Origin of the sequence: Streptomyces sp. SAI-127, from assembly GCF_029894425.1 — a bacterium.
Classification (GTDB): domain Bacteria; phylum Actinomycetota; class Actinomycetes; order Streptomycetales; family Streptomycetaceae; genus Streptomyces.
Map to the genome: position 1 here is coordinate 1 of NZ_JARXYJ010000002.1, position 26,595 is coordinate 26,595.

The 26,595-nt window shown below is 70.6% G+C and carries 21 protein-coding genes and 4 pseudogenes; 15 read left to right on the forward strand and 10 right to left on the reverse strand.

What is annotated here, in order from left to right; translation table 11 throughout:
• Positions 1 to 521: 521 nt before the first annotated feature.
• Entirely contained in the window at positions 522 to 788 is a 267-nt protein-coding gene (locus M2157_RS45655; RefSeq protein ID WP_280855240.1) for a hypothetical protein, read from the forward strand.
• Between the two features lie 213 nt (positions 789 to 1,001).
• Here M2157_RS45655 and M2157_RS45660 read toward each other — a convergent pair whose 3' ends face one another.
• From M2157_RS45660 to M2157_RS45670, 3 genes and pseudogenes are all read right to left on the reverse strand, one after another.
• Positions 1,002 to 1,853 (reverse strand): arylamine N-acetyltransferase, encoded by an 852-nt coding sequence (locus M2157_RS45660; RefSeq protein ID WP_280868387.1) that lies wholly within the window; start codon positions 1,851 to 1,853, stop codon positions 1,002 to 1,004.
• A gap of 147 nt (positions 1,854 to 2,000) precedes the next feature.
• Positions 2,001 to 2,183: pseudogene (locus tag M2157_RS45665) on the reverse strand (SDR family oxidoreductase); the annotation flags it as partial.
• 19 nt (positions 2,184 to 2,202) lie between these two features.
• Complete coding sequence (locus tag M2157_RS45670; RefSeq protein WP_280855238.1) at positions 2,203 to 2,622, reverse strand: MarR family winged helix-turn-helix transcriptional regulator; 420 nt, start codon at positions 2,620 to 2,622, stop codon at positions 2,203 to 2,205.
• Positions 2,623 to 2,684: 62 nt separating this feature from the next.
• On the opposite strand from M2157_RS45670, the gene M2157_RS45675 reads away from it, so the two are divergent.
• The 3 genes from M2157_RS45675 (at position 2,685) to M2157_RS45685 (ending at position 8,089) form a co-directional block, all read left to right on the forward strand.
• Positions 2,685 to 3,479: an alpha/beta hydrolase gene (locus M2157_RS45675; RefSeq protein WP_280855237.1), complete on the forward strand. Its 795-nt coding sequence runs from the start codon at positions 2,685 to 2,687 to the stop codon at positions 3,477 to 3,479.
• Positions 3,480 to 3,606: 127 nt separating this feature from the next.
• Entirely contained in the window at positions 3,607 to 7,155 is a 3,549-nt protein-coding gene (locus M2157_RS45680) for an AAA family ATPase (protein ID WP_280868388.1), read from the forward strand.
• Positions 7,156 to 7,258: 103 nt separating this feature from the next.
• A complete protein-coding gene (locus M2157_RS45685; protein ID WP_280868389.1) occupies positions 7,259 to 8,089 on the forward strand; it encodes a tetratricopeptide repeat protein in 831 nt (276 codons plus the stop codon).
• A 6-nt stretch (positions 8,090 to 8,095) separates the two neighbouring features.
• Here M2157_RS45685 and M2157_RS45690 read toward each other — a convergent pair whose 3' ends face one another.
• Together M2157_RS45690 and M2157_RS45695 are read right to left on the reverse strand one after the other, a co-directional pair.
• A complete protein-coding gene (locus M2157_RS45690) occupies positions 8,096 to 8,614 on the reverse strand; it encodes a GIY-YIG nuclease family protein (RefSeq protein WP_280859624.1) in 519 nt (172 codons plus the stop codon).
• A gap of 399 nt (positions 8,615 to 9,013) precedes the next feature.
• A pseudogene (locus tag M2157_RS45695) lies at positions 9,014 to 10,073 on the reverse strand (helix-turn-helix domain-containing protein).
• A 243-nt stretch (positions 10,074 to 10,316) separates the two neighbouring features.
• Between M2157_RS45695 and M2157_RS45700 the strand changes: the two are divergent.
• The 5 genes from M2157_RS45700 (at position 10,317) to M2157_RS45720 (ending at position 13,734) form a co-directional block, all read left to right on the forward strand.
• Entirely contained in the window at positions 10,317 to 10,748 is a 432-nt protein-coding gene (locus M2157_RS45700; protein WP_280859622.1) for a hypothetical protein, read from the forward strand.
• 95 nt (positions 10,749 to 10,843) lie between these two features.
• Positions 10,844 to 11,140: a hypothetical protein gene (locus M2157_RS45705; protein ID WP_280868390.1), complete on the forward strand. Its 297-nt coding sequence runs from the start codon at positions 10,844 to 10,846 to the stop codon at positions 11,138 to 11,140.
• A 1-nt stretch (position 11,141) separates the two neighbouring features.
• Entirely contained in the window at positions 11,142 to 11,726 is a 585-nt protein-coding gene (locus M2157_RS45710; RefSeq protein WP_280868391.1) for a hypothetical protein, read from the forward strand.
• A gap of 548 nt (positions 11,727 to 12,274) precedes the next feature.
• Entirely contained in the window at positions 12,275 to 13,009 is a 735-nt protein-coding gene (locus M2157_RS45715; protein WP_280859619.1) for a flavodoxin family protein, read from the forward strand.
• Between the two features lie 155 nt (positions 13,010 to 13,164).
• A complete protein-coding gene (locus M2157_RS45720) occupies positions 13,165 to 13,734 on the forward strand; it encodes a DM13 domain-containing protein (protein WP_280868392.1) in 570 nt (189 codons plus the stop codon).
• Positions 13,735 to 13,920: 186 nt separating this feature from the next.
• On the opposite strand, the pseudogene M2157_RS45725 reads toward M2157_RS45720, so the two are convergent.
• Together M2157_RS45725 and M2157_RS45730 are read right to left on the reverse strand one after the other, a co-directional pair.
• A pseudogene (locus M2157_RS45725) lies at positions 13,921 to 14,271 on the reverse strand (CBS domain-containing protein); the annotation flags it as partial.
• A 41-nt stretch (positions 14,272 to 14,312) separates the two neighbouring features.
• The gene (locus M2157_RS45730) at positions 14,313 to 14,777 is read right to left on the reverse strand and encodes a cyclic nucleotide-binding domain-containing protein (protein ID WP_280859617.1); all 465 of its coding nucleotides are present in this window, start codon (positions 14,775 to 14,777) and stop codon (positions 14,313 to 14,315) included.
• 261 nt (positions 14,778 to 15,038) lie between these two features.
• On the opposite strand from M2157_RS45730, the pseudogene M2157_RS45735 reads away from it, so the two are divergent.
• The 4 genes and pseudogenes from M2157_RS45735 to M2157_RS45750 form a co-directional block, all read left to right on the forward strand.
• A pseudogene (locus M2157_RS45735) lies at positions 15,039 to 15,260 on the forward strand (hypothetical protein); the annotation flags it as partial.
• 122 nt (positions 15,261 to 15,382) lie between these two features.
• Positions 15,383 to 16,288: a universal stress protein gene (locus M2157_RS45740; protein WP_280868393.1), complete on the forward strand. Its 906-nt coding sequence runs from the start codon at positions 15,383 to 15,385 to the stop codon at positions 16,286 to 16,288.
• A gap of 25 nt (positions 16,289 to 16,313) precedes the next feature.
• Positions 16,314 to 17,336 carry a zinc-dependent alcohol dehydrogenase gene (locus M2157_RS45745; RefSeq protein ID WP_280868394.1) on the forward strand — a complete coding sequence of 341 codons (1,023 nt, stop codon included), beginning with the start codon at positions 16,314 to 16,316 and terminating at the stop codon, positions 17,334 to 17,336.
• 5 nt (positions 17,337 to 17,341) lie between these two features.
• Positions 17,342 to 18,220, forward strand: coding sequence for a universal stress protein (locus M2157_RS45750; RefSeq protein WP_280868395.1), 879 nt, complete (start codon positions 17,342 to 17,344; stop codon positions 18,218 to 18,220).
• Between the two features lie 41 nt (positions 18,221 to 18,261).
• On the opposite strand, the gene ppk2 is transcribed toward M2157_RS45750, so the two are convergent.
• A complete protein-coding gene (ppk2, locus tag M2157_RS45755) occupies positions 18,262 to 19,065 on the reverse strand; it encodes a polyphosphate kinase 2 (protein ID WP_280859612.1) in 804 nt (267 codons plus the stop codon).
• 41 nt (positions 19,066 to 19,106) lie between these two features.
• On the opposite strand from ppk2, the gene M2157_RS45760 reads away from it, so the two are divergent.
• Positions 19,107 to 21,500, forward strand: coding sequence for a phosphoketolase family protein (locus M2157_RS45760; RefSeq protein ID WP_280868396.1), 2,394 nt, complete (start codon positions 19,107 to 19,109; stop codon positions 21,498 to 21,500).
• A gap of 26 nt (positions 21,501 to 21,526) precedes the next feature.
• Here M2157_RS45760 and eno read toward each other — a convergent pair whose 3' ends face one another.
• Positions 21,527 to 22,810 carry a phosphopyruvate hydratase gene (gene eno, locus M2157_RS45765; RefSeq protein WP_280868397.1) on the reverse strand — a complete coding sequence of 428 codons (1,284 nt, stop codon included), beginning with the start codon at positions 22,808 to 22,810 and terminating at the stop codon, positions 21,527 to 21,529.
• Between the two features lie 92 nt (positions 22,811 to 22,902).
• Between eno and M2157_RS45770 the strand changes: the two genes are divergently transcribed.
• Positions 22,903 to 23,763 carry a winged helix-turn-helix transcriptional regulator gene (locus M2157_RS45770; RefSeq protein ID WP_280868398.1) on the forward strand — a complete coding sequence of 287 codons (861 nt, stop codon included), beginning with the start codon at positions 22,903 to 22,905 and terminating at the stop codon, positions 23,761 to 23,763.
• On the opposite strand, the gene M2157_RS45775 is transcribed toward M2157_RS45770, so the two are convergent.
• Positions 23,731 to 26,550: a LuxR family transcriptional regulator gene (locus tag M2157_RS45775; protein WP_280868399.1), complete on the reverse strand. Its 2,820-nt coding sequence runs from the start codon at positions 26,548 to 26,550 to the stop codon at positions 23,731 to 23,733. The two genes, M2157_RS45770 and M2157_RS45775, sit on opposite strands and share 33 nt — an antisense overlap.
• Between the last annotated feature and the right edge of the window lie 45 nt (positions 26,551 to 26,595).

Sequence of the window (26,595 nt, forward strand, 5' to 3'; positions counted from 1 at the left end):
GCCCGTACGGTCCTCCACCGCCTCCCCCCGGACGCACGCCGCCGGGCGAAGAAGCTGGCGCGCAGGGCGGATCCCTGGAGCGGCGGCTGAAAAAGGCGGACGGGCGGTAGAGAGGCAGGCTTCCGGGCTGACCTGCCGCCCGCTGACGATCATCGAGGTGCGGCGGTCGCCGGAGCCGCGTTGGTTTCTGCCGAACGTGTTCGGCCAGCGGTGGCGGTGGCAAACGTCCCCGGGGACGACTTGTGGCGCACCTGCCCGGGGCGGCGGTGGCGGACGGTTCAATGGCAATCATGATGCGTAGAGGAACGTCATCCACCGCCGCCGTTGTTGTCGCTTGCGTGTTCGCAGTTCTGACGTCGTGTTCCTCGGATTCTTCGGACGGGCCCTCCGCCGGGGGCCGGCCCAGCAGGTCCGGAACCGGGTCGGCGTCCGATCCCTCACAGACGGCCACGCCGTCGCCCTCGCCGACGGGACCGTGTGCTGACGGGACCTGTGAAATCAAGGTCGCTGTGGGAGACGCCGTGACGGTTCCGGACGCGTATGGCCTCGGGCCGATCAAAGTGACGGCGATCGCCGGCGGAAGGGTGGACATGGTCGCCCAGCTGACAGGGTCGGGTTACAGCGTCTCGGGCTGTTCCGGTGGTGGCGGCGTGTCGTCGGACGGCGGAGGCGGTGTCGGGTTCAGCTGCGGCGAGGGCCCTGCTGCGACCATCAACGACGCCATGAGCCTGAAGGTCGTCGACATCCGGGATGAGGTCGCCGTCCTCCGCATCCAACCCGCCGGTTGACGCACGGCCCGGCCCTTGTGGCAGGGCAGGAACCGGCAGTCATCCACCGCCGTGTGGGCCCTGCCTCGGGTAGACAGGCGGCGCACTCTTCGAGTCCGTCCCGTTCCGCGCGCCGCGCGGTGATCAGTTCCGGCAACTCGGGATCCGGCATGCGCCGGATCGTAGAAGTCCGCCCGGTCACAGCGGGCAGGAACTGATGAGCCGACCGTCCGATCAGGGCGTTGTTGCGCGCTGCCCCTCGGCATCCCACTCCTGGTGTGCGGTGTGGACGCGGTGCCACAGCGCCGCCCGTGCGGGGGCGTCGACGTCGGTCAGGTTCAGATGGAACACGTCGGCCAGTACGTCGTACCAGTCATCGGCCGAGTCGATGGTCCGCTCGTACGTGCCTTCGGCGTCGATCCGGCGCAGCACACGGCCGCGCAGCATGTCCACGCCCTTGGCGTCGCGGAGCTGGACTTGGAGGACCCGGACGAATCCGGACTCGGCGGAAGTGGACAGCCGTTGGTGCTCCGCGTCGAAGGAGGACAGCTCCACGGGCTCCGGCGCGAAGACCACCGCCGTGAAGGCGCCGCGGGGGTCATGGGCGAACCGCCAGCCGCCGGGCACCACCACCGACGGGGCCATCGCGTAGGTGAACGGCCCCTGGGTGTACGTACCTTCGCGCAGTGGCAGTGGCTCGTACATGCCGCCGGCGAGCCCGGTGTCGACCAGCCACCGCTCGCCGTCGAGCCCCACGGTGAGCGCGAGATGGTCGCCGTCCGGGCCCTCGGGGTCCTCGACCTCGTCCTGCACCCCGGCCCGGTGCAGCGTCACGTCGTAGCCGAGGGCCGTCAGCAGCGCGGCGAAGGCCCCGTTGAGGTGGAAGCAGTAGCCACCGCGCCCGCGCAGGATCCGGGCCACGGATTCCGTGGCGCCGATCCCCGTCGGCCGTCCCAGTTGGTTGTCGAGGGTCTCGTAGGGGACCCGTTCCACCTGCGCCCGGTGCAGTGCCCACAGCGCTTCGGCGGTCGGGGCCGCCGGCCGGGCCACCCCCAGCACGGCCAGATACCCGTCAACGTCGATCATGCTCCCCCTCACGTTCGAACGGATGATCAGTCTAGTGTTCCAGCTGTGGACCCCGGTCTTCATTCTTGAGCGGGTTGCCTGCGGTAGTGGCGAGTTCCCTCGGACGGGAGGTCACCGACGGGTGCTCCCGCCCAAGGCGGAAGGGGGTCACAGGCCGGAGCCGCCGGTCGCGTCGATCGTCCTGCCGGTGACCCAGCGCGCGTCGTCCGAGGCGAGGAAGGCCACGATGTCGGCCACGTCTTCCGGTCGGCCGACCCGGCCCAGTGCGGCCAGGGAGCTCGCGTGGGTTTCGGCCTCCGGGTTGCCGCGCAGCCGGCCCGCATTGACGTCTACCTGGCCGAGTAGCTGACTAGCTGTCTTGTGCTGTGGTGAGGCGCTGGAGCAGATCGAGGAGGGTTGCGCGGTCCGCGTTCGGCAGGGGGGAGAAGCAGTCGGCGAGCACTTCGTCGGCGATTTTGTGGCCTGCTGCCAGGATTTGCCGGCCGGTGGGTGTGAGGTGGTGTTCGATGCGCCGGCCGTGTCCTGGTCGGCGTTCTACGAGGTCCTGGGCGGTAAGACGGCCGGCGAGCGTTCCGAAGGCTTGTTCGGTCTGGAACGTGGCTGCGGCCAGTTCGCGGGCGGACGCTCCGGGGGAACGGCTGATCGCGCGCAGGGCGTCCCACTGGGCCAGTGTCGTGCCGATGGCCTGAAGGGCACTGTCGAGGGCCCGGTGCTGTCGGTACTGGGCCTGTTTGACCGCTCTGCCGAGTTCTTGCAGCTCATCGTGCATGCATCGAGTCTACGCCATGACCAAGCTAGCTTATATAAAGATATTTAGTTACGATGGTCGGCATGCCCACCAACGCATCAGCCATGTACGCCGACCTGTCCCTGACTCTGTCCGAGGCCGGAGCAGGCAGGCCGGTCCTCGTCCTGCACGGCGGCGGAGGCCCCGCCACCGTCGCCGGCCTCGCCCAGCACCTCTCCCGCACCGCCCACACGATCACGCCCGTGCACCCCGGCTGGGACGGCACCCACCGCCCCGACTGGCTCACCGGCATCGACGACCTGGCCCTCGCCTATCTGCACATGCTGCGCGACCGCCGACTGCGCGATGTTCTCGTCGTCGGCTCCTCCCTCGGGGGCTGGACAGCCGCCGAGATGGCCGTACATGACAGCGCGGGAAGCATCACCGGCCTCGTCCTGATCGATGCGGTAGGTGTGCAGGTCGAGACCGAACACATCACCGACTTCTTCGCCCTCGACGCCCGCGGGGTGGCGGAGCACTCCTGGCACGACCCGGACCGTTACCACCTCGACCCGAGCGGCATCCCGGCCGAAGAACTCACGCGCCGACAAGCCAACATGGCCACCATGCGCATCCTCGCCGGCGATCCCTACATGCACGACCCCACGCTGCTGCCCCGGCTCCGGCAGGTCCAGGTGCCCTCCCTTCTGCTCTGGGGCGAGAGCGACCGCATTGTCACGCCCGCCTACGGCGCCGCGTACGCCGACGCGTTCGGCGACGGCCGACTCGAAGTCGTTCCCAAGGCCGGCCATCTTCCGCAGATCGAACAGCCGGATGCCACTTTCGCTCTGATCGACGCGTACCTGCGCCAGTTCGGCAATCCGTCGGATCAGCGGTGAGGAGGTGTCGGCGATCAGTTGCCTCCCCGTCCCATGGGCCCCATTCGGTCGCGCATAGGGTTGGCCAGAGCGCCGTGGAGTGACAGCGGACTCTGATTCTGGTGGGGGATGCGTGGACCGTCGTCCGGTGAAACTTGTCTTGGACGTCCTGCTCATGCTGCTCGGGGCGCTGTTGGGCATTGCGGCCAACTACGCCACCAATCAGACGGATCATGTCCCGTGGCTACTGCGCCTGTTGCGGGACTGGTCGGTGCCTCTGGTCGCGGTCGTGGTACTGCTTCTCGTCGCGGGACAGGTCTGGATGCACTTCCTGGAGCGGCCTGTCGCGATCACGCGGACGTGGAACTCCTCGCAGCCGCCGTACCCCGGGCTGGAGGCATTCACCGAGGACGATGCCGGCGTGTTCTTCGGCCGTGACCGGGAGATAAGGGATCTCGTCGGCAGGCTCAATCCGTCCGCCCCGGCCGGGGCGCACCGGTTCGTCGCGGTGATCGGTCCCTCCGGGAGCGGCAAGTCCTCGCTGGTGCGGGCGGGGCTGCTGCCCGCCCTGGGACGGCGGCGCGGCCTCTGGGTGATCGCGCCACCGTTCGCACCGGGTGCCGCACCGCTGGTGAGCTTCGCGTCGAGTCTTGCCGCCGTGCTGCCGGACACGACCGTCGAGCAGGTTCAGACGGAACTGACCCAGGGGGCCGCGGGCGTACGGCGGTGCCTGGACCGGCTGCGTACGGCGCGGGGCGGACGTGCCGCGCCGGTGCTCCTGGTCGTCGACCAGCTTGAGGAACTCCTCACGTTGACCGGAGCCCGGGACCGGGGCGCGTTCCTCTCGCTGATCGATGAGTCGCTTGCGGCGGATCCGCATCTGTGGGTTGTGGCCACCTTGCGATCGGATTTCCTGACCGACTTCCTGGGAACCGGATACGCCGCGCTGACTCACCAGCCGACGCTGGTCGGCGTGCTCGGCCGCACAGAGCTGTTCGAGGTGATCGAAAAACCCGCGGAACAAGCGGGCTTGAGCTTCGCTCCCGGGGTTGTGGCACGGATGGTGGACGACGCCGGAGGCGGGGACGCACTGCCGTTGCTGGCGTACACCCTTCAGCAACTCTTCTTGCGGGTCGGTTCCGGTGGGACGGTGACGGAGGACGATTACCGTCGCCTGGGCGCAGTTGCCGGGGCACTGTCCGACCAGGCGGACCGCATCACCGCCGACTTGCGGGGGGTCGATGCGGACACGCCTGTGCTCTCCACACTGCTGAAATTCGTGACCCTGGAGCATGGCGAACCGACCCGCCGCCGCGTGCACCGCGAGGACCTCACGCCCGAAGAGCGGACCGTGACCGATGCGTTCGTCACCGGACGTCTGCTCACCAGCGACAATGCCGTGCTGGACGTCGCCCATGAGGCGCTCTTCCGGCAGTGGGCCCCACTGCGTCAAGCTGTCGCGGCCAGTACGGACAAGCTGCGCCGCCGTACGGAGCTGGAAAGGTGGGCACAGGACTGGGAACGCTCAGGCCGGCAGGACGCCTATCTGCTGAGCGGCGAACGGCTGGCCGTCGCACGCGCGTGGGCGGACGAGGCGTCCCAAGCCCTCACCGGCGTCCCGCTCGTCACCGCCTTTCTGGAACACTCCATCAGCCAGGACGAAGTCGCTTTGGAACGTGTCGCCGACGCCGTCGCCCACCGGGCTCTGGAAAGCGCCGAACGCGACCCGGAGCTGGCGATCCTTGCGGCGCTCGCCGCCATCGAGGAGTGTGCCCCCACTTCGGCGGCCCAACAGGCACTGCACACCGCACTGGGCGCCTCCCGGCGGCGTGCAGTCCTCCGGGGCCACGGACAGGACGTCAACGCTGTGGCCTGGTCTCCCGACGGGTCGCGACTGGCGACCGCGTCCGACGACGGCACGGTCCGGATCTGGGACGCCAACGGGGCCGCTGACCCCGTCGTCCTCACCCATGTCGACGGCGACAGGTGGCACACCGTGGCCTGGTCACCGGACGGGAAACGGCTGGCCGGTGGCTCGCGGGACCGTACGGTCACCGTCTGGGACGCCGAGACCTGGGCCGCGCTCGGCGTGCTCACCGGTCATGAGGACAGCGTCGGGGCTCTCGCCTGGTCACCGGACGGCGACCGGCTCGCCACGGGGAGCAGCGACCGCACCGTACGGATCTGGGACGCGGAGACGCATGCCGAAGTGACCGTGCTGACCGGGCACGAACTGCCGGTGTGGGCCCTGGCCTGGTCACCCGGCCGACGGCAGCTCGCCAGCGCCTCGGACGACGGCATGGTGCGCGTCTGGTCCCTGACACCCGGCGGGCGTACGACGGAACTGAGCGGCCACCGGGCCAGTGTCCCGTCCGTCGCCTGGTCCCCTGACGGCCGGCGTCTCGTGTCGGTGTCGGAGGACCGCACGGCCCTGGTCTGGAACATCGCCGATGCAGAGGAGGAGGGTGACGAGCCACAGTCCCGCAAGCTCACCTCGCTGACACCGCTGACCTGCGTGACGTATGCCCCCGACGGCCGCCACATCGCCGTTGGGGACGACGACTGCACCGTTCGCGTCTGGGACGCGGACACAGGTGAGGAATCACTGCTGATCGGCCACACCGACAGCGTCAACGGCATCGCCTGGCACGGCCACCGCATCGCCACCGTCTCCCGCGATCGGACGGTGGCCATATGGGACGCCACTCCGCGCGGCAGCCGGACCGGGACCCTGCTCGGCCACGACGACTCGGTCCAGAACGTCTCCTGGTCGCCCGACGGCACCCGCCTCGCCACCGCGTCCCAGGACGGTACGGCCGTGATCTGGGACATCGCAGAGAACTCCGCGGTGGCCACCCTGAGACACGAAGGTGCCGTGTCCGACCTGGCATGGTCCCCCGACGGCGAGCGGCTGGTCACCGCCTCCCGCGGCGCCGTTGCCCGGATCTGGGACGTACGCGGCCGGACGCAGCTCGCCGTGCTGCGCGGCCACGACGACGAACTCACGACGGTCTCCTGGTCCCCTGACGGCACCCGGATCGCTACCACTTCGCGCGACAGCACCACTCGTGTCTGGGATGCCTCGGACGGCACCGAACTCACGGTGCTCCGCGGGGACAAGTACTGGATAGGCGGGGCAGCTTGGTCTCCCGACAGCCGCTACCTGGCCACCTCATCGACCGACAAGGCGCTCCGTGTCTGGGACACCCGCCGGGGGACGGCCGTGACGACCTTGCACGGGCACGCGGACTACGCGTGGCGCGTCGCCTGGTCTCCTGATGGCCGTCGGCTCGCCAGCGGCTCCCGGGATCGCACCGTTCGCCTCTGGGACCCGTTCAGCGGTACCGAGCTCGTCACCATGACCGGGCACCAGGAACGCGTTCAGGGCGTCGCCTGGTCACCCGACGGGCGGCACTTGGCCACCGTGTCCTGGGACCGCACCGTACGGCTCTGGAACCCGGACGACGGCCGAGAGCTGACCGTCGTGGGGGTCCATGACGATCAGGTCAATGGTCTGGCGTGGCATCCGGACGGCTCACGGCTGGCCACCGTCTCCCGAGACCGCAGCGTAAGGATCTGGGAACCCACCACGGACATGGATACCTTGCTCAGGCACGCCCGATCCCGGGTCTTCCGCCGACTCACCGACAGCGAACGCCGCAGCTTCCTGCTGCCGACCACCCGAGCAGGAATCTGATGGGCCTCACGTCTTTCGGGGAGGGGTGTCGACCGATCTCCTGGTCGGCCGCCTGGAGCCTCCCTTCACCGAACGCGCGCACGAACATCCGTATGCTCCGGGCATGAAGCTCTTCTGGCCGCGCGGCCGAACCGAGGCCAGGCAGATGACGAGATCGCCCTTGGCCCACGCCACGGTCCTGTTCAAGGCCGGGAGTTATGCCGAGGCCGAGGCCGAGGCCCGCGCCGTGGCGGCGGCCCGGTCCCGGCCGCGCGACGACCCGTACGCACCGCTGGCGCTGAGCATGGCCGCGCTCGCCGCAGGTGCTCAGGGCCACCACGACGAGGCCCTCGCCACATACGACGCAGTACTGCCGATCTTCGGCAGGGTCTTCGGCGCCGAACATCCACAGACACTGAAACTGCGCTCTGATCGCGCTCAGACGCTGAGCGCGATCGCCCGGCACGCCGAATGCGAGGCGGAATGCGCGGCGGTGGCCCGCGCCGCGACCCGTGGCAGAGAGCCGGAGATGCCCCTCATCGCGGCGGCCGCCCGCAACGGACAGATTTACGCCCTCAACGCGCAGGCACGTCACCCGGAGGCCGAGGCGCTCGCCCGTGAGGCCCTCGACGCCCATCGCGTACCGGACCGGCTCGGCTTGGTCCTGCGGCTGGGCCTGGCACGCAGCCTCAACGGCCAGGTCCGCCACGAGGAGGCTCTCGCCGAGGCTGAGCGCGCCGACGAACTGCGTCGCAGCCTGCCCGAGGAGGAGCGCCGCACGGAGACCGGCACCGTCGAACTGGCCGTGGCCACCGCCCTCTTGGGACTCCACCGGGGTACCGAGGCCCGCGTCCGGGCCGTAACCGCCCATGACGCCTGCCTGGCCTCCTTCGGCCCGGGTCATCACCGCACCCTCGAGGCTCGGGCGCTGCTCGATCGCATCGACGGCGCTTGACCAAAACTACGGCTTGGCGCGTCTGGTCCGCCGTCCGGGTGAGGGTGGTGCGGCCTCGGCTTCCTCGACTGCGCTGGCGAGTTTCGCGATTTTCGTCTGCGCTGCGGTGATACCGCGGAGGATGAGACGCAGATGGGTGGTGGACTGGGGTACGGCCGCCTCGAGTTCTTCCAGTCGCCGCTGCTGCGCGGCGAGTTCGGACCTCAGTCGTGAGGCCCGGTCGGGTGGTGGGGGAGGGGCCGACCCGTTGAAGACGACGTTGTGCAGGGGCCGTTCGGCTTGTACCGCTTCGCGTTCGGCTGCGTGTGCGTCGTCGGGATAGTCGATCCGGATGGCGATGACGCGGCGGCCCCAGGGCTGTTGTTGCAGGTGGGTGCGGATGCGGGTGAGCGGGCACGTGGAGATGCCGACGTAGAGCAGGCCTTCGGGGCCGTGGAGCCGGTACAGGGCGGTGCGGCCGGCGGTGTGCAGGCTGCCTTCCTCGTCGAACAGGCTGCGCAGGAACTGTGTGTCGATGTCGGACATGACGCGGCCTTTCTCGGCTCGGGGCGCGCGGTGGCTGTCGCGGCCGGCTGGTACCTGGCCCGTAGCCGTGCGGGCGCCTCTGCCTGCCGGGCGGCACGGGCATGCCCCCGGAGCGGGCGTCGACCGCGCGCCGCTTGTCCATACCCTCACGGTCCCACGCGGGTCTGACAGCGCCTCTCGGACCAGTAGGTCAGGCGTCGGGACGGATCAGCGGCAGGGGCTGGTGGCCGCAACCGGTCCATGGCAGCTGCGCGGTGCAGATGCCTGCGTTCCTGCGGTACGGGCCCGGTCCCGGTGCTGCCCCTGGGACGGCAAGCGCCACCACGCGACTGCGTGCGCAAGTCCCCTGATGGAGCGTCACATCGGCCGCATGCCGGGCGGCCCCGTACCCGACCCGGGTCAGAGGTCCTTGGCGGGCCAGTCCAGCAGCCGGGCGCCGATCACCGCTGTCTGGAGCATGTAACGGTGGGCGGGATCGGCCGGGTTGGCGCCGGTGAGTTTGTGGATGCGTTCCAGGCGGTAGGTCAGGGCGCGCACGCTGAGGGTCAGGCGGCGTGCGGCCTCGGCGGCGACGCAGCCGGAGTCGAAGTACGCGCTGAGGGTGTCGAGGAGGGGCTGGGCACCGCCGCGGGCAGCGGTGAGGGGGCCCAGGGCGTCCACGACGAGGTCGGCCATGGCCTGCCGGTCGCGGGTGAGGACGGGATAGACCAGCAGGTCGGCGGCGCGCAACACGGGATCGTCGAGGTCGAGCCGTTCGGCGAGTTCGAGGACGCCCAGGGCTTCTTCGTAGGACTGGACGACGCCGCCGGGGCCGGACTGAGGGCGGCCGATGGCGACCCGGCCGCCGTCGGTGGCGGCGTGGGCCTGTTTGGCGAAGCAGGTGAGGACCTCGTCCTGGGGACCGGGGGCGATGCACAACAGGCGGCCGTCCTTGGTGGTGAGCAGGACGCTGCGGTCGCCGAAGCGGGAGATGAGCGCCCGTTCCACCTGCCGCGGCACCGGGTCACCCTCGTCGTAGGCGGTAGGCCCTTGGGCTACGGCGACCGCGTGCTCGTGGGACAGGCGCAGGCCGAAGCGCTCGGCGCGCTCGGCGAGACGGCCCAGGTCGCTGCGGCCGTAGAGGAGGTCGTCGATGAACTCGCGGCGGGCCGCCTCTTCCTGGCGCACGGCCAGGAGTTGGGCGCGTTCGTAGCCTTCGGTGAAGGCGTCGATGACTTGCTGGACGGTGGCCAGCGCGCAGTCGGTCGAACCTGGTGTCTGCGGCCAGGCTGCGCGGGCGGCGGTCAGGTGCGCGCTGATCAGGGTGCGCAGTCCGTGGCCGGCTTCCGCGGCCCGTTCCCCAAGGGCACGCCGGGAGGCGATCTCTTCCCGGGTAAGGCGCCGGCCGGGTGGCCGAGACATCCGCCAGGATGCGGTCGTAGCCGTCGAGATACTGCTCGGGCATGTCCCGGTCGGTCACGTCGTCCCCGATTCCTGACGCGCCGATGACGGCTTCTTAACGCCATCGGCAGGCAGACCCTAGTGAACACTGCCGGGAATCGGCAATGCGCTGCCGGGATCCGATCGTGCAGCATGCTCGTGGGGAGCACGGCGGATGGTTCCGGTGCCGGATACCGGCAGGTGCCCGGCACCGGAGTCCGAAGGGTTCGTGCACCGTCGGAATCGACTTCCGTGCGCCGCGGTTGGGGAGGGGGACTGGGTGATGCGGACGTTTCTTGCGGCCGCCACGGGGCCGCCCACGATCCTGCTGACCGCGGCCCTCGTCGTCCTCGCGTGCTGCTGGCTGCTGGTCGCAGGCGGTGTCGCCGAGGTCGACAGCTTCGACGCGGACGTGGACTTGCGGAGGTGGCGCCTGGATGGCGTTCCCGCGATGGTCGCCTTCTCGCTGCTGACGGTGCTCGCCTGGTCCTTGAGCGTCGGGGCGACGGTTGTGCTTGTTGTGTTCGCGACTCCGGGACCTGCCACCGGGCTGTTGCGCCTCGTCCTCCCGGTGGGAGCACTGCTCATTGCCTGGGGCGTGACGTGCCTGATCGTAGGGCCGTTGCACCGCCGCTTCCGGGACGCGGGCGGCCCGGATCCCTGCGGGGGCGCGTCTCCTTGCACCGCACTCAGGCCGGGCGACCGCGCCGCCTGAGCCGCGAGAGCGTCGGATCTCACCCGGCACTTGTCCTTCTCACGCTCAACTCCCTTACGCCTCAAGGACGTATGCCATGACTGCCATGATCGCGGGTGTCGGCGTGCTCGTCGCTGCCTGCCTGCCTGAAGCTGGCCGAACTGCGTGACACGCTGACCACCGAGCAGAGCGCGCGCTGGTCCGAGGTGAAGGCGGCGTACGTCCGCACGCAGACCCTGGGCGGCCCCGAGGGCGACCCGATCGCCCGCGCTGTTGCCGCCCTCGGGCTGCTCGCCGACCGCGTCGCGGCCGTTGAGTCGGCGATCGACCGCGCAGTCGACCCGCGCCGGCTCATTGCCAACACTGTGAACCGACACGCTGCCCGCTCGGGTCCGGCCCTCGAGGAACACTGAGGTGCCACGGGCCGGTCGGGAGTTGCAGGACGCGGGCACGACGGCCCGCCGTCGGGCGCGTGTGGGCCTGGGCCTGGTCGTGGCGATGCTCGTGCTGCCCTTCGCCGTCGGCGTCATGGTCCGGTCGGGGACGATGGTGGGGCTGGTGACCGGGCCACTCGCCTTCCTGTTGTTCGTCGAGCTGTGTACGGCACATGGGCCGACGCGTCGCTCGTCGGCGAGGATGACCGCGCGGACCCTGACCGGCATGCGGTCCGTCGATTTGAGTCGCATCGCGAGTGTCCGGCTGCAGACGACGTTCTCGTACGGGACCGTCCACCGGGTACTCCTCGTCCGCGACGCACACGGGGTGCGGCTCGGTGTCACCTCCACTGCCGGGCGGCGCGCGCTGCGGCGGGCGCTCGAACGGCAGTCAGAGGTCGTCATGGGGGCCCGTCCCCGGGTGAGCCGCGCGGCGCGTGCCTGTCTCGACGCCGGGCGGCCTGGGCATCTCGCCGTTCACACCGTGCTTGTGTTCCTCGCGCAGGTGGGGCTGGTGTGTGCGTATGTCGTGACGCTGTTGGAGGTTGGCGGGATCGGCTTCTGACACGGCGGCCTGAGATCGCTCTGTCATCGTGGGAGACACCCCGGAGGCGGGGCAGCACAACCCCTGGGAAGGATTAGCTGTCTGCTCTACGGGCACCAGGTGTCCCAGGAGCAGAGGGCAGCAACCGCAGGTCACGCACCCCGCTCCGAGAGGAGGCACGGGATGGCTGCACGTCGCGACGACTCAGAGGGCTTCCCAAACCACTCCCGCAGGCCCGGCGAAGCCCCCATCGGGAGCCTTCAGTCCGCTGCGGAACGCGTACACGTCAGGCAGGAAGTGGTCGAACCGCTGCTGCGCCGCGCCGACTTGCTGTCGCAACTCCTGCGGCTCGGGTACGCATGCGGCCCGCGGGGACAGGAGACGTAGAGTCCCGGGCACCCTTGGCTTCTCGTGGTGGGGGCATGCACGGCGGCGTTGGATGTCAGTGGAAAGCGCCGTGCACCGGTGGGTCGCAGCGGGACAACCCGCGCATTCCGCGAGACGCTTCCGCGGGACGGCGCAGGGACGCCGCCCCGCGCCCCCTATCCGCTCTCCTCCCGGAGGCCGCCATGGCAGCATCGCCCACCTCGACTGAGGACAATTACCGCTTCGACGACCTGCGTGCGCTCTTCATCAACTGCACACTCAAGCCCTCCCCTCAGCTCAGCCACACCCAAGGGCTCATCGACAAGAGCCGGGCGATCATGGACGCGCGCGGGGTGACCACGGACGAGATCCGTGCCGTCGACCACGACATCGCACCTGGCGTCTATCCGGACATGACCGAACACGGCTTCGCAACGGACGCCTGGCCCGCGCTGTACGAGCAGGTGATGACCGCGGACATCCTTGTGCTGGCCGGGCCGATCTGGCTGGGCGACAACAGCTCGGTCACCAAGCAGGTCGTCGAGCGGCTCTACAGCTGCTCCAGCCTCCTCAACTCCGAAGGCCAGTACGCCTATTACGGACGGGTCGGCGGGTGTCTGATCACCGGCAACGAGGACGGCGTGAAGCACTGCGCAATGAACGTCCTCTACAGCCTCCAGCACCTCGGCTACACCATCCCGCCTCAGGCCGACGCGGGCTGGATCGGTGCGGCGGGGCCCGGCCCTTCGTACCTGGACCCCGGCTCGGGCGGCCCGGAGAACGACTTCACCAACCGCAACACCAGCTTCATGACCTGGAACCTGATGCACCTGGCAGCCCTGCTCAAACGCGCCGGAGGGATCCCCGCCCACGGCAACCAGCGCACGGAGTGGGACGCCGGCTGCCGACCAGGGGCGGACAACCCCGAGCACCGCTGACCAGACCGGGAGGCAAACACGTCCCACACGCCGACCGCCGCGATGCGAACACAACTGCGTCGTAAGGATTCCGTCATCACCTGCGGGGTACGGGACGGCCGCCCGTGCCCGTTCAATGGGGACAGACAAGCAGACTCCCAGGACGAGAGGCAGGGGTGGGGCGCGTGCGGAAGGTACTGACCAGGCCGTTGGTCGTCGCGGTGCTGGTGGTGGCGGTCGGCGGGGTCGGCTTCGGGCTGTACTGGTTCCAGCCGTGGAAGCTGTGGCAGGACGAGACCGTCGAGGAGGCCCTGCCCGGGGCGGTGGCGACTTCTGCTCCTCCTGCTGCGGCGCCCTCGTCCGAGCCCTCCGAGCAGCCCTCGGCCACCGGTCCGCAGACGCTGGCGAGTGGTGAGCTGATCAGCCACGAGCATGCGACATCGGGCACGGTGCAGCTCGTACGGCTGGCCGACGGCTCCCACGTGATCCGGCTGGAGAACCTCGACACCAGCAACGGACCGGACCTGCGCGTCTGGCTGACCGACGCGTCTGTGAAGGAGGGGGAGGCGGGCTGGCACGTCTTCGACGACGGCAAGTACGTCAGCCTGGGCAAGCTCAAAGGCAACAAGGGAAGCCAGAACTACGTCCTGCCCAGGGGCGTGGATCCGTCGGGCTACAACAGCGTGAGCATTTGGTGCGACCGTTTCGACGTCTCATTCGGCGCAGCGGAACTCGCTCGCGTCTGACAGCGGTGCGGCCATTTCTCACCATGGACGACGCCCTCGCGGTCTTCTCGAAGGGGACGTCTCAGCTCCCGCTCTGCGGAAGGCGGCTGAACGTCAGGCAGCAGGACGAAGGAGTGAGGGGTGAGCACGGCCGCGTGCCGTTGGGCGCAGTGGTCCCGCGCGGTGCAGCCGGGCCCCTTCCGCGTGCCTGGCGCGCGCCATGGTGCGAGCGGCCTGGGCGAGGGTGGTGTTCGGGCGGGTGGTGAAGGCCGGGGAGGTCATCAGCTCTTCCGCGGTGAGCGCGCCGGCCTTCGCCAGGTCTGACAGGCGCCGCAGCTGGGTGTACCGGTCGGGGTCGCTGTCGCGGAACTCCTCCTTGGGCAGCAGGTCGGCTTCGGAGACGATGCCGACGACGCGGCCCTCGTCCTCCAGGACCGGCAGGGCGCTGACCTTCCGGTCCTGCGTCAGCCGCACGATCTCCTTGAAGGTGGTCCTGCAGCCGATGGCGGCGACCGTGTGGGTCATGACGTCGCTGACGATGTGCGGGGTGCCGTGCATCGTGGCTCCCTCTCGTTGTCGCTTCGGACCAACCGGCGCGCTCAGACGTTGCCGCCGGCGCCGTACGGCGCGTAAAGGTCCAGCAGCCGGGTCCGGGCGGAGCGCAGGCGGTGGGCGAGCACGTCGCCGACCCACTGGGCGATGGCGCTGCCCATGGCCGGGTCGTCCTGGCACATCAGACGTACGGCCGTGGCGTCGAACTCGTACGTCCGCACCGGGGTCGTCGCCGCCGCGCCCAGGTGCCAGACGTGGGGGGTGAACAGCCAGGACCAGCCGACGAGTTCGTTGTGGTGGAGCGTCTCGATGACGGCCGCCCGGCGGCCGGGGACGTGCATGTCGAGCTCGACCGTGCCCGTACGGATGATCCAGAACCGGTCGGCCAGGCTGCCCTCCTCGAACAGACGCGCCCCCTGCGGGAAGGAGACCTCGCGGCCGAGGCGCATGAGCCGGTGCCGGTGTTCGGCGGGAAGGGCTCGCAGCATGCTGGGCGTGGGGGTGGTGATCACGGCGTGCCTCCCGACGGGACGTGGATACGGCCATGGCCAGCGTGTGGCCCGCCCTCGGTGGCGGGCCATGGGCCACCCGGGCGATCGGACGGGCCACTCGGCCACGATCCGGAGACGACCGGCACCCTGCGGCCACGCTGACTCGCCCGCGAACGGGCCCAGGACACGGGAGGAGGCCGCCGACCACCGTCACAGGGGTGGATCGTGGAGACCGGCACCATCCACGATCTGCTCGCCGACGGTGCTCTGCCGGCGCGCCGGTTCATGCTCGGTCTGCTCGGGATCGGCGTCGCGCTGATCGCCGGTGTGGCACTGCGGTTCGCGGTCCTCGGGCGCGCCGTGATGATGGCGCTGATGTGGGTCGCCGAGTGGCCGCTCGCCCAGCACCTGTCCGACGGTTCGGCGAGCATGTCGACGAACCCCTTCGCGGACTACCACCTCATCTATGCCGTTGTCCTGATCGCCCTGGCCGCCGCCTCCGCCGCACCACATCCACATCGGCCAGGGCCGGTCGGCCCCCGGCAGGGACCTGTGGCCCCTGCCGGGGACCGCGGCTGAAGGCAAAGCTCTGATCGGGACCCCTCCCGATCCAGAAGGTGGAGATCATGACCCGTACCCTCACCGTCGGCCTCGACGGCTCGGCCGAGAGTCGCGCGGCGGCCGAGTGGGCCGCCCGCGAGGCGCAGCTGCTTGGCCTTCCGCTGAAGTTGGTCCAGGTCTGGGAGCCGGTGCCGGCGCCCATGGCCCAGGCGCCGCTGCTCGGCCCCGAGACCCACCAGCACTGGACCGAGCGGACAACCCGGGAGACAGCCGAAGGCATCCGACTGCGCCACCCCGGCCTCGACGTGATCACCGAGCAGTTGTCCGGCCGGCCCGCCGAAGAGCTGGCGGGCGCGGCGAAGGACGCCGAGCTGCTGGTGCTGGGCTCCCGCGGGCTGAGCGGGATCGGCGGGTTCATGGTCGGTTCGGTGGGCCTGTCCGTCGTGGCGCATGCCGAGCGGCCGGTCGTCCTGGTGAGGGCCGGCGAACAGGCCGCCGACGAGCACGAGATGGACCCGGTCGGCATCCCGTCCGCCGCAGCCCCCTTCCGGCCCGTCGTCCTCGGCCTCGACATCGAGAGCCCCGACGAGGAACTGATCGCCTTCGCGTTCGCGGCCGCCGTCCGCCGGAGCACATCCCTGCGGGTGGTCCACGGCTGGAACCCGCCGCCGTACTACGCCTACGGCCTGTCCGTCGACCTGGAACTCCACGGTGAACTGGCCCGGTCCGAAACCACCGCCCTGGCCGAGGCCCTGCTCCCGTGGCGCGCGAAGTTCCCGGACGTCGAGGTCACCGAGGAGTCCTCCTACGGCAGCCCCGGCAACCACCTCGTCGACGCCTCCCGCGAGGCCTCACTGGTCGTCGTGGGACGGCGCATCCGACGCAGCCCGTTCGGCGCCCACATCGGCTCGGTCACCCACACCGTCCTGCACCACTCCACCGCCCCAGTCGCCGTCGTCCCGCACAACTGACCTCGACCCCCAAGGAGCAGACATCATGAAGGCAGCGGTCGTACGAGCCTTCGGCGAGCCTCTGGTCATCGAGGAGCGCCCGGACCCCGAGCCCGGCCCCGGCCAGGTCCGCGTCCGGGTCGAGGCCTCCGGGCTGTGTCACACCGACATCCACGCCGCCCGGGGCGACTGGCCCGTCAAGCCGACTTTGCCGTTCGTCCCCGGTCATGAGGGCGTCGGCCTGGTCGAGGAGCTCGGCCAGGGGGTCACCCACCTGAGCGTGGGGCAGCGGGTCGCCGTGCCCTGGCTGGGCACAGCGTGCGGGCGGTGCGAACACTGCCTGTCCGGCTGGGAGACGCTGTGCGAGGGGCAGATCAACACCGGTTACGGCTGTGACGGCGGGTACGCCGAGAAGATGCTGGCCTGGGCCGACTTCGCGCAGCCGGTGCCGCACGGCGTCACGGCCTTCGACGCCGCCCCGCTGACCTGCGCGGGTGTGACGACGTACAAGGCGCTCAAGGTTGCCGGTGTGCGGCCCGCGCAGCTGGTGGCGATCTCCGGCGTCGGCGGCCTCGGTCACCTGGCCGTGCAGTACGCGAAGATCGCCGGGGCGCAGGTCGCGGCGATCGACGTCACCGACGAGAAGCTGGAACTCGCCGCCGAGCTCGGCGCGGACCTGGTCATCGACGCCCGCAAGGACGATGTGGGCGAGGTGCTCAAGCGGTACGGCGGCGCGCACGCGGCGATCGCGCTCGCGGTGAACGAGGCCGCTTTCGCGGCGGTCAATTCCGGGCTGCGGCGCGGCGGCAAGCTCGTCATGGTCGCCCTGCCCGCGCACGGCACGATCCAGGTCCCGATCTTCGACACCGTCCTGAACGGCACGAGCGTGATCGGTTCCATCGTCGGCACCCGGCAGGACCTCGCCGAGGTGTTCCAGCTGCACGCGGCCGGCCGCACCCGGGTCATCCACGAGACCCGCCCGCTCGCCTCCGTGAACGAGTCCATCGACGACGTCCTGAGCGGCCAGGTCAAGGCCCGGATCGTCTTCGACCTCGGTGCGGGGCGGTGAGCGCGATGTCGATGGATCTCCCGGTGGTCGTCGGTGTCGACGGCTCCGAGCCCAGCCTGCGGGCCGTCGACTGGGCCGCCGACGAGGCCGCCCTGCGCGGACTGCCGCTGCGGCTGGTGTACGCCTCGCTGTGGGAGCGGTACGAGGGCGAGGCGCTCGCCGAGGATCTGGACAAGCCGTCCGAACAGGTGCGGGCCGAGGACATCGTGGCGGCCGCCGCCCGGCGAGCCTCCCTGCGTCGGGCCGACGTGAGGATCTCCACCGAGGTGCTGCCCGAGGAACCCGAGTACGTGCTGGTGAGGGAGAGTCGGAACGCCGCCCTGCTGGTGACGGGCACCCGGGGCCGCGGCGGCCTCGCCGATGCCTTGCTGGGTTCCGTGAGCCTGACCGTGGCCGGGCACGCGCACTGCCCGATGGTCGTGGTGCGCGGCGATCAGGACGACCGCGCCCGCCCCGGAGGGCACGGCCGCGTCGTCGTCGGCGTCGGCGACACGCCGGCCGCCCCGGAGACGATGCGCTTCGCCTTCGAGGAGGCGCGGCGACGGGGCGCCGTACTCGAGGTTGTACGGGCCTGGCGGTGCCCCGCGCACGAGACCACGGACCACCCGCTGCTCGCCGGTGAACCCGCCCGGCTGCACGAGCAGCAAGCGGTGGACGCCCTGGAAGCGGCGCTCAAGGAGGCGCCCGACGACGTCGTGGTGCGTCGGCGCACCGTGGAGGGCCACGCCCGGACCGTTCTGGTGGGGGCCTCGCGCGATGCCGATCTACTGATCCTCGGGGCCAGGCGCCGCCCGCGGCACTTCGGGCTCCAGCTGGGCCGCGTGGCCCATGGGGTACTGCACCACTCCGACTGCCCGGTCGCCGTCGTGCCCGAACCGGTGTGACGATGGTGATCGTGGCGACGGAGACCGTGGTGACCGGCTGCTCAAAGACTCGCCGCGTGGTCGGGGACGAAGGTCTGCAGATCGCGCGGCGGGCGCTCGTAGCCGGTCGACTCCGGGCGCACCGGCAGCTCCAGCACCGGCGGCGGCACATCGTGGTAGGGCAGCGAACCCAGCAGGTGGGCGATCATGTTCAGCCGTGCCCGCCGCTTGTCGTCGCTCTCCACGACGTACCACGGTGCCTCGGAGATGTCGGTGTGCACCATCATCGCGTCCTTGGCCCGCGAGTACGCCTCCCAGTGGGTGATCGACTCCAGGTCCATCGGCGAGAGCTTCCAGCGCCGCAGCGGATCCTCCAGCCGCTTGCGGAACCGCTCCTGCTGCTCGGTGTCGCTCACCGAGAACCAGTACTTGCGCAGCACGATCCCCGCTTCGACCAGCATCCGTTCGAATATCGGGCATTGCCTCAGGAAGAGCTGGTACTCCTCCTTCGTGCAGAAGCCCATCACATGCTCGACCCCGGCCCGGTTGTACCAGGACCGGTCGAACAGCACGATCTCTCCGGCGGCCGGCAGATGCTCGACGTACCGCTGGAAGTACCACTGGCTGCGCTCGCGCTCGGTCGGCTTGGGGAGCGCCGCGATCCGGGCGACGCGGGGGTTGAGATGCTCGGCGACCCGCTTGATGGTGCCGCCCTTGCCCGCCGCGTCCCGCCCCTCGAAGACGACGACCACCCGGGCGCCCTCGGCCCGCACCCACTCCTGGAGCCTCACCAACTCCGTCTGAAGACGCAGCAGTTCCTTCTCGTACGACTTGCGCGGCACCCTCGCCGCGGCCTTGCCGGCCATGCCGCCTCCACCGCCCGATGACCTACTCACGGAGCCATCCCATGTCCGAGGCACAACGCGTCGAACACCAGGACGCCACCGTACTTTCCGACGACGAGCTGCGCACCCTGGACGCCCACTGGCGGGCCGCCAACTACCTGGCCGTCGGGCAGATCTACCTGCTGGCCAACCCGCTGCTGACCGAGCCCCTGAAACCGGAACACATCAAGCCCCGGCTGCTCGGCCACTGGGGCACCTCGCCCGGACTGAACCTCGTCCACACCCACCTCAACCGTGTGATCAAGGCGCGCGGGCTGGACGCGCTGTGCGTGTGGGGGCCGGGGCACGGCGGGCCGTCGGTCCTCGCCAACTCCTGGCTGGAGGGCAGCTACAGCGAGACCTACCCGGACGTGCCGCGCGACGGGCAGGGGATGGAGCGGCTGTTCCGGCAGTTCTCCTTCCCCGGCGGGGTACCGAGCCATGTGGCGCCGGAGACTCCGGGGTCGATCCATGAGGGCGGTGAGCTCGGCTACTCCCTCTCGCACGCCTACGGTGCGGCCTTCGACAACCCGGACCTGCTGGTCGCCTGTGTGATCGGCGACGGGGAGGCGGAGACCGGGCCGCTCGCCGCCGCCTGGCACTCCAACAAGTTCCTCGACCCGGTACACGACGGCGCGGTCCTGCCGATCCTCCACCTCAACGGCTACAAGATCGCGAATCCGACGGTGCTGGCCCGCCTCCCGGAGGCCGAACTCGACGCGCTGCTGCGCGGCTACGGCCACGACCCGATCCACGTCACCGGCGACGACCCGATGGCCGTCCACCGTGCCATGGCCCACGCCTTCGACCAGGCCCTGGACCGGATCGAGATGATGCAGCGGACGGCCCGCGAGGACGGCGTGAGCGAGCGGGTGCACTGGCCCGTCATCGTGCTGCGCACGCCCAAGGGCTGGACCGGCCCGGCCGAGGTGGACGGTGTCCCCGTCGAGGGCACCTGGCGCGCCCACCAGGTTCCGCTGGCGGGCGTACGCGAAAACCCCGAGCACCTGCGGCAGTTGGAGGCCTGGCTGCGGTCGTACCACCCGCAGCAGCTCTTCGACACCGACGGCCGCCCCGTGGCGGACGTCCTCGCCTGCGTGCCGGAGGGCAAAAAGCGCCTCGGCTCCAGTCCGCACGCCAACGGCGGCCTGCTCGTACGCGACCTGCCCGTCCCGGATCTCGACCGCTTCGCCGTACCCGTCGACAAGCCGGGCACCACCCTGCACGAGCCGACCCGGGTCCTCGGCGACCTCCTCGAACAGGTCATGCACGACACCTCGTCCCGCCGGGACTTCCGGGTCGTCGGCCCCGACGAGACCGCCTCCAACCGCCTCCAGGCCGTCTTCAACGCCAGCGGCAAGGCCTGGCAGGCCGAGCTGCTCCCGGTCGACGAACACCTCGAACGGCACGGCCGGGTGATGGAGATCCTCTCCGAACACACCTGCCAGGGCTGGCTGGAGGGCTATCTGCTGACCGGTCGGCACGGGCTGTTCTCCTGCTACGAGGCGTTCGTGCACATCGTCGACTCGATGGTCAACCAGCACATCAAGTGGCTGAAGACATCACGGGAGTTGGCCTGGCGCGCTCCGATCGCCTCCCTCAACTACCTGCTGACCTCGCACGTCTGGCGCCAGGACCACAACGGCTTCTCCCACCAGGACCCCGGTTTCGTCGACCACGTCCTCAACAAGAGCCCCGAGGTCGTCCGCGTCTATCTGCCGCCGGACGCCAACACCCTGCTCTCCGTCGCGGATCACGTGCTGCGCAGCCGCGACTACGTCAATGTCGTCGTCGCCGGCAAGCAGCCCTGCTTCGACTGGCTGTCCATGGACCAGGCCCGCGCCCACTGCGCCCGCGGGGCCGGGATCTGGGACTGGGCGGGCACCGAGGACGGCTCCCGCGAACCCGACGCCGTCCTGGCTTGCGCCGGTGACGTACCCACCCTGGAGGTGCTGGCCGCCGCGCAGCTGCTGCGCCGTCATCTGCCGGACCTCGCCGTCCGCGTGGTCAACGTCGTCGACATGACCCGGCTGCTGCCCCGCGAGGAACACCCGCACGGGATGAGCGACTTCGAGTACGACGGCCTGTTCACCACCGACAAGCCGGTGATCTTCGCCTACCACGGCTACCCCTGGCTCATCCACCGCCTCAGCTACCGCCGCATCGGCCACAAGAACCTGCATGTGCGCGGCTACAAGGAGTCCGGCACGACGACCACCCCCTTCGACATGGTGGTCCGCAACGACCTCGACCGCTACCGCCTGGTCATGGACGTCATCGACCGCGTCCCCGGCCTCGCCGTCCGCGCCGCCGCCGTACGGCAGGAGATGGCCGACGCCCGCACCCGCCACCACGCCTGGATCCGCGAGTACGGCACCGACCTGCCTGAGGTCGCCGACTGGACCTGGAACGCTTGAACACCCTCACTCGCCCCCCACTCCGCTCAGCGGCGCAGTCCCAGGTCGGCCCTGCCGGCGTAACGGGCCTGGCTGCCCAACTCCTCTTCGATGCGGACGAGTTGGTTGTACTTCGCGGTGCGGTCGGCGCGGGAGAGGGAGCCGGTCTTGATCTGGCCGCAGCCGGTCGCGACGGCGAGGTCGGAGATGGTGGTGTCCTCGGTCTCGCCGGAGCGGTGGGACATGACGACGGTGTAGCCGGCGCGGTGGGCGGTGGCGACGGTGGCCAGGGTCTCGGTGAGGGTGCCGATCTGGTTGACCTTCACCAGGATCGAGTTGGCGATGCCGTCGCGGATGCCGGCGCGCAGTAGCGTGTCGTTGGTGCAGAAGACGTCGTCGCCGGTGAGCTGGCAGCGGTCGCCGAGTTGGGCGGTCAGGTCGCGCCAGCCGTCGTGGTCGTCCTCGGCCATGGGGTCCTCGATGGAGGCGACGGGGTAGCGGTCTACCAACTCCGCCAGATACGCGGCGTGTTCGGCGGGGGAGCGGCGGACGCCCTCGCCCGTGTAGTCGTAGACACCGTCGCGGAAGAACTCCGACGTGGCCGGGTCCATGACGATCGTGATGTCGGAACCGGGCTTGTAGCCGGTCCGCTCGATGGCGCTGACGACGAAGTCCAGGGTCTCCTCGGCGGTGCGCAGATCGGGGGCGAAGCCGCCCTCGTCGCCGACGTTCACGCTGTGGCCGGCGTCGATCAGGGAGCGGCGCAGCGTGTGGAAGACCTCCGAGCCCATGCGGACGGCCTCGGCGAAGGTCGCCGCGCCGATGGGGGCGATCATGAACTCCTGGAAGTCGAGCGGATTGTCGGCGTGGGCGCCGCCGTTGACGATGTTCATCATCGGCACCGGCAGCAGGCGGGCGTCGACTCCGCCGACGTAGCGGTACAGCGGCAGACGGTGGGCGGCCGCGGCGGCCTTGGCGGTGGCCAGGGAGACGCCGAGCAGGGCGTTGGCGCCGAGGCGCGACTTGGTGTCCGTGCCGTCCAGTTCGATCATCGTCAGGTCGACGGCCGCCTGGTTCTCCGCGTCGAGGCCGATCACGGCGTCCGCGATGCTCTCGTTCACGGCGTCCACGGCCCGCCGGACTCCCTTGCCGTGGAAGCGGGTCGGGTCGCCGTCGCGCAGTTCGACCGCCTCGCGTGCGCCGGTGGAGGCACCGGAGGGGACGGCGGCGCGGCCGAGCGAGCCGTCCTTGAGTTCCACGTCGACCTCGACGGTCGGATTGCCCCGACTGTCGATGATCTCTCGTGCGACGACCCGGCTGATGACGGTCACGGTGCACTCCTCGCGCTGGGCCCGCGCACCGGCGGGCGTTAAGTTCCGTCCAGAAACAAAGTGAGTTCCGAAAAGGAACCTACTATGGGTGCATGAGGATGCACAACGCCGATGAGAACTGCGGCATCGCCCAGGCCGCCACGGTCCTGGGGGACTGGTGGAACGTCCTGGTGCTGCGGGAGGTCGCCCGTGGTCATGTCCGCTTCGACGCACTGGCCGCCGAACTCGGCCTGTCCCGCAAGGTGCTCACCGAGCGCCTCGGCCGACTGGTCGCCCAGGGGGTGCTGCAGCGCAGCCTCTATCAGCGGCGTCCGGTGCGTTACGAGTACCTGCTCACCGACGCCGGCGCCGCGCTGTTGCCTCTCCTCGTCGCCATGCAGGACTGGGGCGACCGCTGGCTGCTCGGCGACGGCCGCCTCACCGCGACCGCGGCGGCGGACGGCGCGGAGCACGCCCGTGTGCACGCCCTCACCGGCACCCGCCTGCCCGAAGGGCTCGAACTCCCCTGCACACAGGGCGAGAACCTGCCCGTCGTCTCACCGGACGCCCACGCCACCGTGCTGTTCACCTACCCCGGCACCGGAGTCGAATGGGGGCCTGTCCCCGGCGCCGCCGGCTGCGCACTGGAGAACCGCCTCTTCCGGGATGCCTGGCCCGGCTTCCGGCGGACGGACGTGGACGTACGCGGAGTCAGCACTCAATTCACGGACGAACAGCAGGAGTTCGCGCACGCCGAGGTCATCCCGTTCCCCCTTCTCTCCGATGCCGGCCACCAACTGACCGCGGCCCTGCGCTTGCCGACCTTCCGCGCCGCGGGCCGGCTGCGGCACAAGCGGCTGATCCTCGTCATCGACGCCGAACGGACCGTACGGCATGCTCTGTTCCCGGTCGTCGACATCCCGCACGCGGTCGACGAGAGCCTACGGCTGGCCGCGGCCTGCGTCCGGCCGTAGGCCCGGGTCGGCCCCCGGTGTGCCGATCGCGCGAGGTATCTGTTTGCGAGAGGTGACGCCGAGCTTGCGGAACACCTTGTTCATATGGAACTCCACGGTGGACGTGGTCACGAACAACCGCGTCGCGATCTCCACGTTCGTCAGCCCCGAAGCGGCCATGGAGGCCACCTGCCGTTCCCGGGGCGTCAGATCGAACCTGGTCTCCTCCGTCCGCCTGCGGGCCGTCTCGCCGGTGGCCAGCAACTCGATCCGGGCCCGCTCGGCGTACGGCACCGCGCCGAAGGCGTCGAAGCTCTCGTACGCGGCACGCAGCTGTGCCCTGGCATCGGCACGCCGCTTGCCCCGGCGCAGCCACTCACCGAACAGCAGCCGGGACCGAGCCTGCTCAAGGGCTACCGGAACCTGGCCCAGCAGTTCGACCGACTCCTCGTAGAACTTCTCGGCTTCGTCGCCGTCGGCGGTCAGCGCCCGGCCGAGGGCCAGGGTGCCCAGGGCCCAGGGCGTACCGGCGAGTGGGGCGCGTTCCTCCAGCCGGGCCATGGCCTCACCGGCCCCGGCTCGGTCGCCGGTGCGCACACAGGCCTCCACGAGCAGCGGGAGGACAAGACTGCCGCAGGCCAAGGGGTCCTCCTCGAAAACCGCCCGCGCGTGCCCCATCGCCTGCCGGTAGCGGCCCTGCCCCAGCTCGAACAGGGTCAGTGCGTGCTGCGCCAGGAGCTGGAGCAGGCCGTGGCCGATGCTCCTCATCTCCGCCGTCCGGCGCACCGCTGACCGCAATTCCGCCTCCCTGCCGGTCAGGGCGAAGAGATGGAGCCGGTTGATGTCTCCGCCGCCGCGGAAGCCGGTGTCGGCCGCTATGTCCTCGAACTCGGCGTAACGGACCTCCGCCTCCGCGAACCGTCCGTCCCAGAGTTCGCAGCGCGCCTCCACGAGCAGCGTCATGCCCAGCGCGTACAGCGCGCCGGCATCGCGGTCCGCCGCCGCCAGACGGCCGGAGATGTCGCGCTCGGCCCGGACGTCCCACCGATCGTCGCAGGCCATGGACAGCATCACCGCGAACGGACTGTTCGCGTCCCCGATCTCGCCGGCGTTCCGCAGCCGGTCCAGAGCGGTGCGCAGCGCGGGCGCGCCGTGTTCGTAGCCCCCGGCCACGCGCCGGGCCAGACCCTCCATCAGCAGGTCACGGCCGTACGCGACGGTGTCCGGACGGTGCCGGGCGGCGGCAACGGCCGCCGCGACCTCGGTCAACGACGTGCCCTGCGTACGGCCGTGGGCGACCAGCGCGGCGTGCAGCGCCTCACAGAGCAGCTCCCAGGTCAGCCGTGGGTCCTGCGGACCGAGCCCGGTCACGGCGTCCATCAGCATCGCGGGGACATCGGCGACGACGACTCCGAACATCTGCGCGGTCGCCCGTATTCGCAGCTCGCGCGTGCGCATCACCGGGCCACGGATGTCGGCGCCGGCCAGGTCCAGCGCGGTCCGTGCCGCCGACGCGTCGCCCGAGATCAGATGGGCCTGCGCTGCGTCGAGCAGCCGCTCGGCCCGCTTGCCCGGGTCACCGGTGAAGTCGGCGGCACGCGAGAGGAACAGCGCCTGCTGGGCGTGACCGCCGCGGGAGCGGGCTCGCTCGGAGGCGGCCTCCAGATCGTCGGCGACCTGGTCGTCCACGCCCTCGCAGGTGGCTTCGGCCCGGTGCCAGGCACGGCGGTCGGCGTCCCGTACGGCGTCGCAGGCGGCGGCCAGTGCCGCATGGGTGCGGCGGCGCTCTGCGGGTTCGGCGCCGGCGTACACCGCGGAGCGGATCAGAGGATGCCGGAAGGCCGTCGGCATGCCCCGGCCGAGAACACCCGCGACGACCGCCGGCTCGACGGCGCGGGCCGACAGGCCGAGCCTCCCGGCCGCCCGCCACATCATGCCCATGTCTCCCGAGGGAGCCGCCGCGAGCAGCAGCAACAGGGCTTCGGTCTCCGGCGGCAGGGCTCGGACGAGGCGCTGGAAGTGGTCCTTCAGCAGGTGGCCCACCGGCAGCGGTTCGGGCAACGGGGCGACACCGGACAGTTGCTCGGCAGCGAGGGCGTCGGCCAGTTCCAGCAGCGCGAGCGGATTGCCGCCGGTGCCGGCGACGATCCGGTCGGCCACGGCCGGGTCGACCCGCCGGGTGCCGTAGGAGAGCAGGATCTTGGCCTCGGACTCGGGCAGGCCGGTCACGGCGTGCGCGTCCAGCGCCTCGAACAGGCCCGCGCCGCCGAGGGCGTCGCGGACGGCGATGATCAGGCCCAGGGAGTCGGCATGCAGTCGGCGAGCGGCGAACGCGAGGGCCTCGGCCGACTCCCGGTCCAGCCACTGCGCGTCGTCCACCAGGAAGAGCAGTGGCTGATCGGCGGCGACCTCGGACAGCAGGGTGAGCGTCGCGAGCCCGACCAGGTAGCGGTCCGCGGGCGACCCCTTCGCCAGGCCCAGAGCCGCGTTCAGTGCGGCCCCCTGCGGCTCGGGCAGCCGGGCCGCCCGGTTCAGGAACGGCCGCAGCAGCCGGTGCAGGGCGCCGAAGCCGAGACCGGTCTCCTGCTCGACCGCGGTCAGGCGGACCACGCGCAGATCCGTGGCCCGGGCCGCGGCGTGGTCCAGCAGCCGGGTCTTGCCGATTCCGGGTTCGCCGGTCAGGACCAGGGCTCCGCTCAGGCCGTCGCGTACGGCGTCGAGGAGCCGTCCTATGACCTCCCGTTCCGCGTGACGGCCGACCATGGCCGGGGACCGTCCGGATGCCTGCTGGACGCCGTTCCACACCATGGGACCGCTCCCCCCGACTCGTCGAGACCCTGCAGGGGGAACGCT

What these genes read in the sequence shown, in the direction of transcription:
- M2157_RS45660 (WP_280868387.1), bottom strand. Translation starts at nt 1,853, where the DNA reads ATGATCGACGTTGACGGGTATCTGGCCGTGCTGGGGGTGGCCCGGCCG.
- M2157_RS45670 (WP_280855238.1), bottom strand. Translation starts at nt 2,622, where the DNA reads ATGCACGATGAGCTGCAAGAACTCGGCAGAGCGGTCAAACAGGCCCAG.
- M2157_RS45675 (WP_280855237.1), top strand. Translation starts at nt 2,685, where the DNA reads ATGCCCACCAACGCATCAGCCATGTACGCCGACCTGTCCCTGACTCTG.
- M2157_RS45685 (WP_280868389.1), top strand. Translation starts at nt 7,259, where the DNA reads ATGAAGCTCTTCTGGCCGCGCGGCCGAACCGAGGCCAGGCAGATGACG.
- M2157_RS45690 (WP_280859624.1), bottom strand. Translation starts at nt 8,614, where the DNA reads ATGTCCGACATCGACACACAGTTCCTGCGCAGCCTGTTCGACGAGGAA.
- M2157_RS45700 (WP_280859622.1), top strand. Translation starts at nt 10,317, where the DNA reads ATGCGGACGTTTCTTGCGGCCGCCACGGGGCCGCCCACGATCCTGCTG.
- M2157_RS45715 (WP_280859619.1), top strand. Translation starts at nt 12,275, where the DNA reads ATGGCAGCATCGCCCACCTCGACTGAGGACAATTACCGCTTCGACGAC.
- M2157_RS45740 (WP_280868393.1), top strand. Translation starts at nt 15,383, where the DNA reads ATGACCCGTACCCTCACCGTCGGCCTCGACGGCTCGGCCGAGAGTCGC.
- M2157_RS45745 (WP_280868394.1), top strand. Translation starts at nt 16,314, where the DNA reads ATGAAGGCAGCGGTCGTACGAGCCTTCGGCGAGCCTCTGGTCATCGAG.
- M2157_RS45750 (WP_280868395.1), top strand. Translation starts at nt 17,342, where the DNA reads ATGTCGATGGATCTCCCGGTGGTCGTCGGTGTCGACGGCTCCGAGCCC.
- ppk2 (WP_280859612.1), bottom strand. Translation starts at nt 19,065, where the DNA reads ATGGCCGGCAAGGCCGCGGCGAGGGTGCCGCGCAAGTCGTACGAGAAG.
- M2157_RS45760 (WP_280868396.1), top strand. Translation starts at nt 19,107, where the DNA reads ATGTCCGAGGCACAACGCGTCGAACACCAGGACGCCACCGTACTTTCC.
- M2157_RS45770 (WP_280868398.1), top strand. Translation starts at nt 22,903, where the DNA reads ATGAGGATGCACAACGCCGATGAGAACTGCGGCATCGCCCAGGCCGCC.
- M2157_RS45775 (WP_280868399.1), bottom strand. Translation starts at nt 26,550, where the DNA reads ATGGTGTGGAACGGCGTCCAGCAGGCATCCGGACGGTCCCCGGCCATG.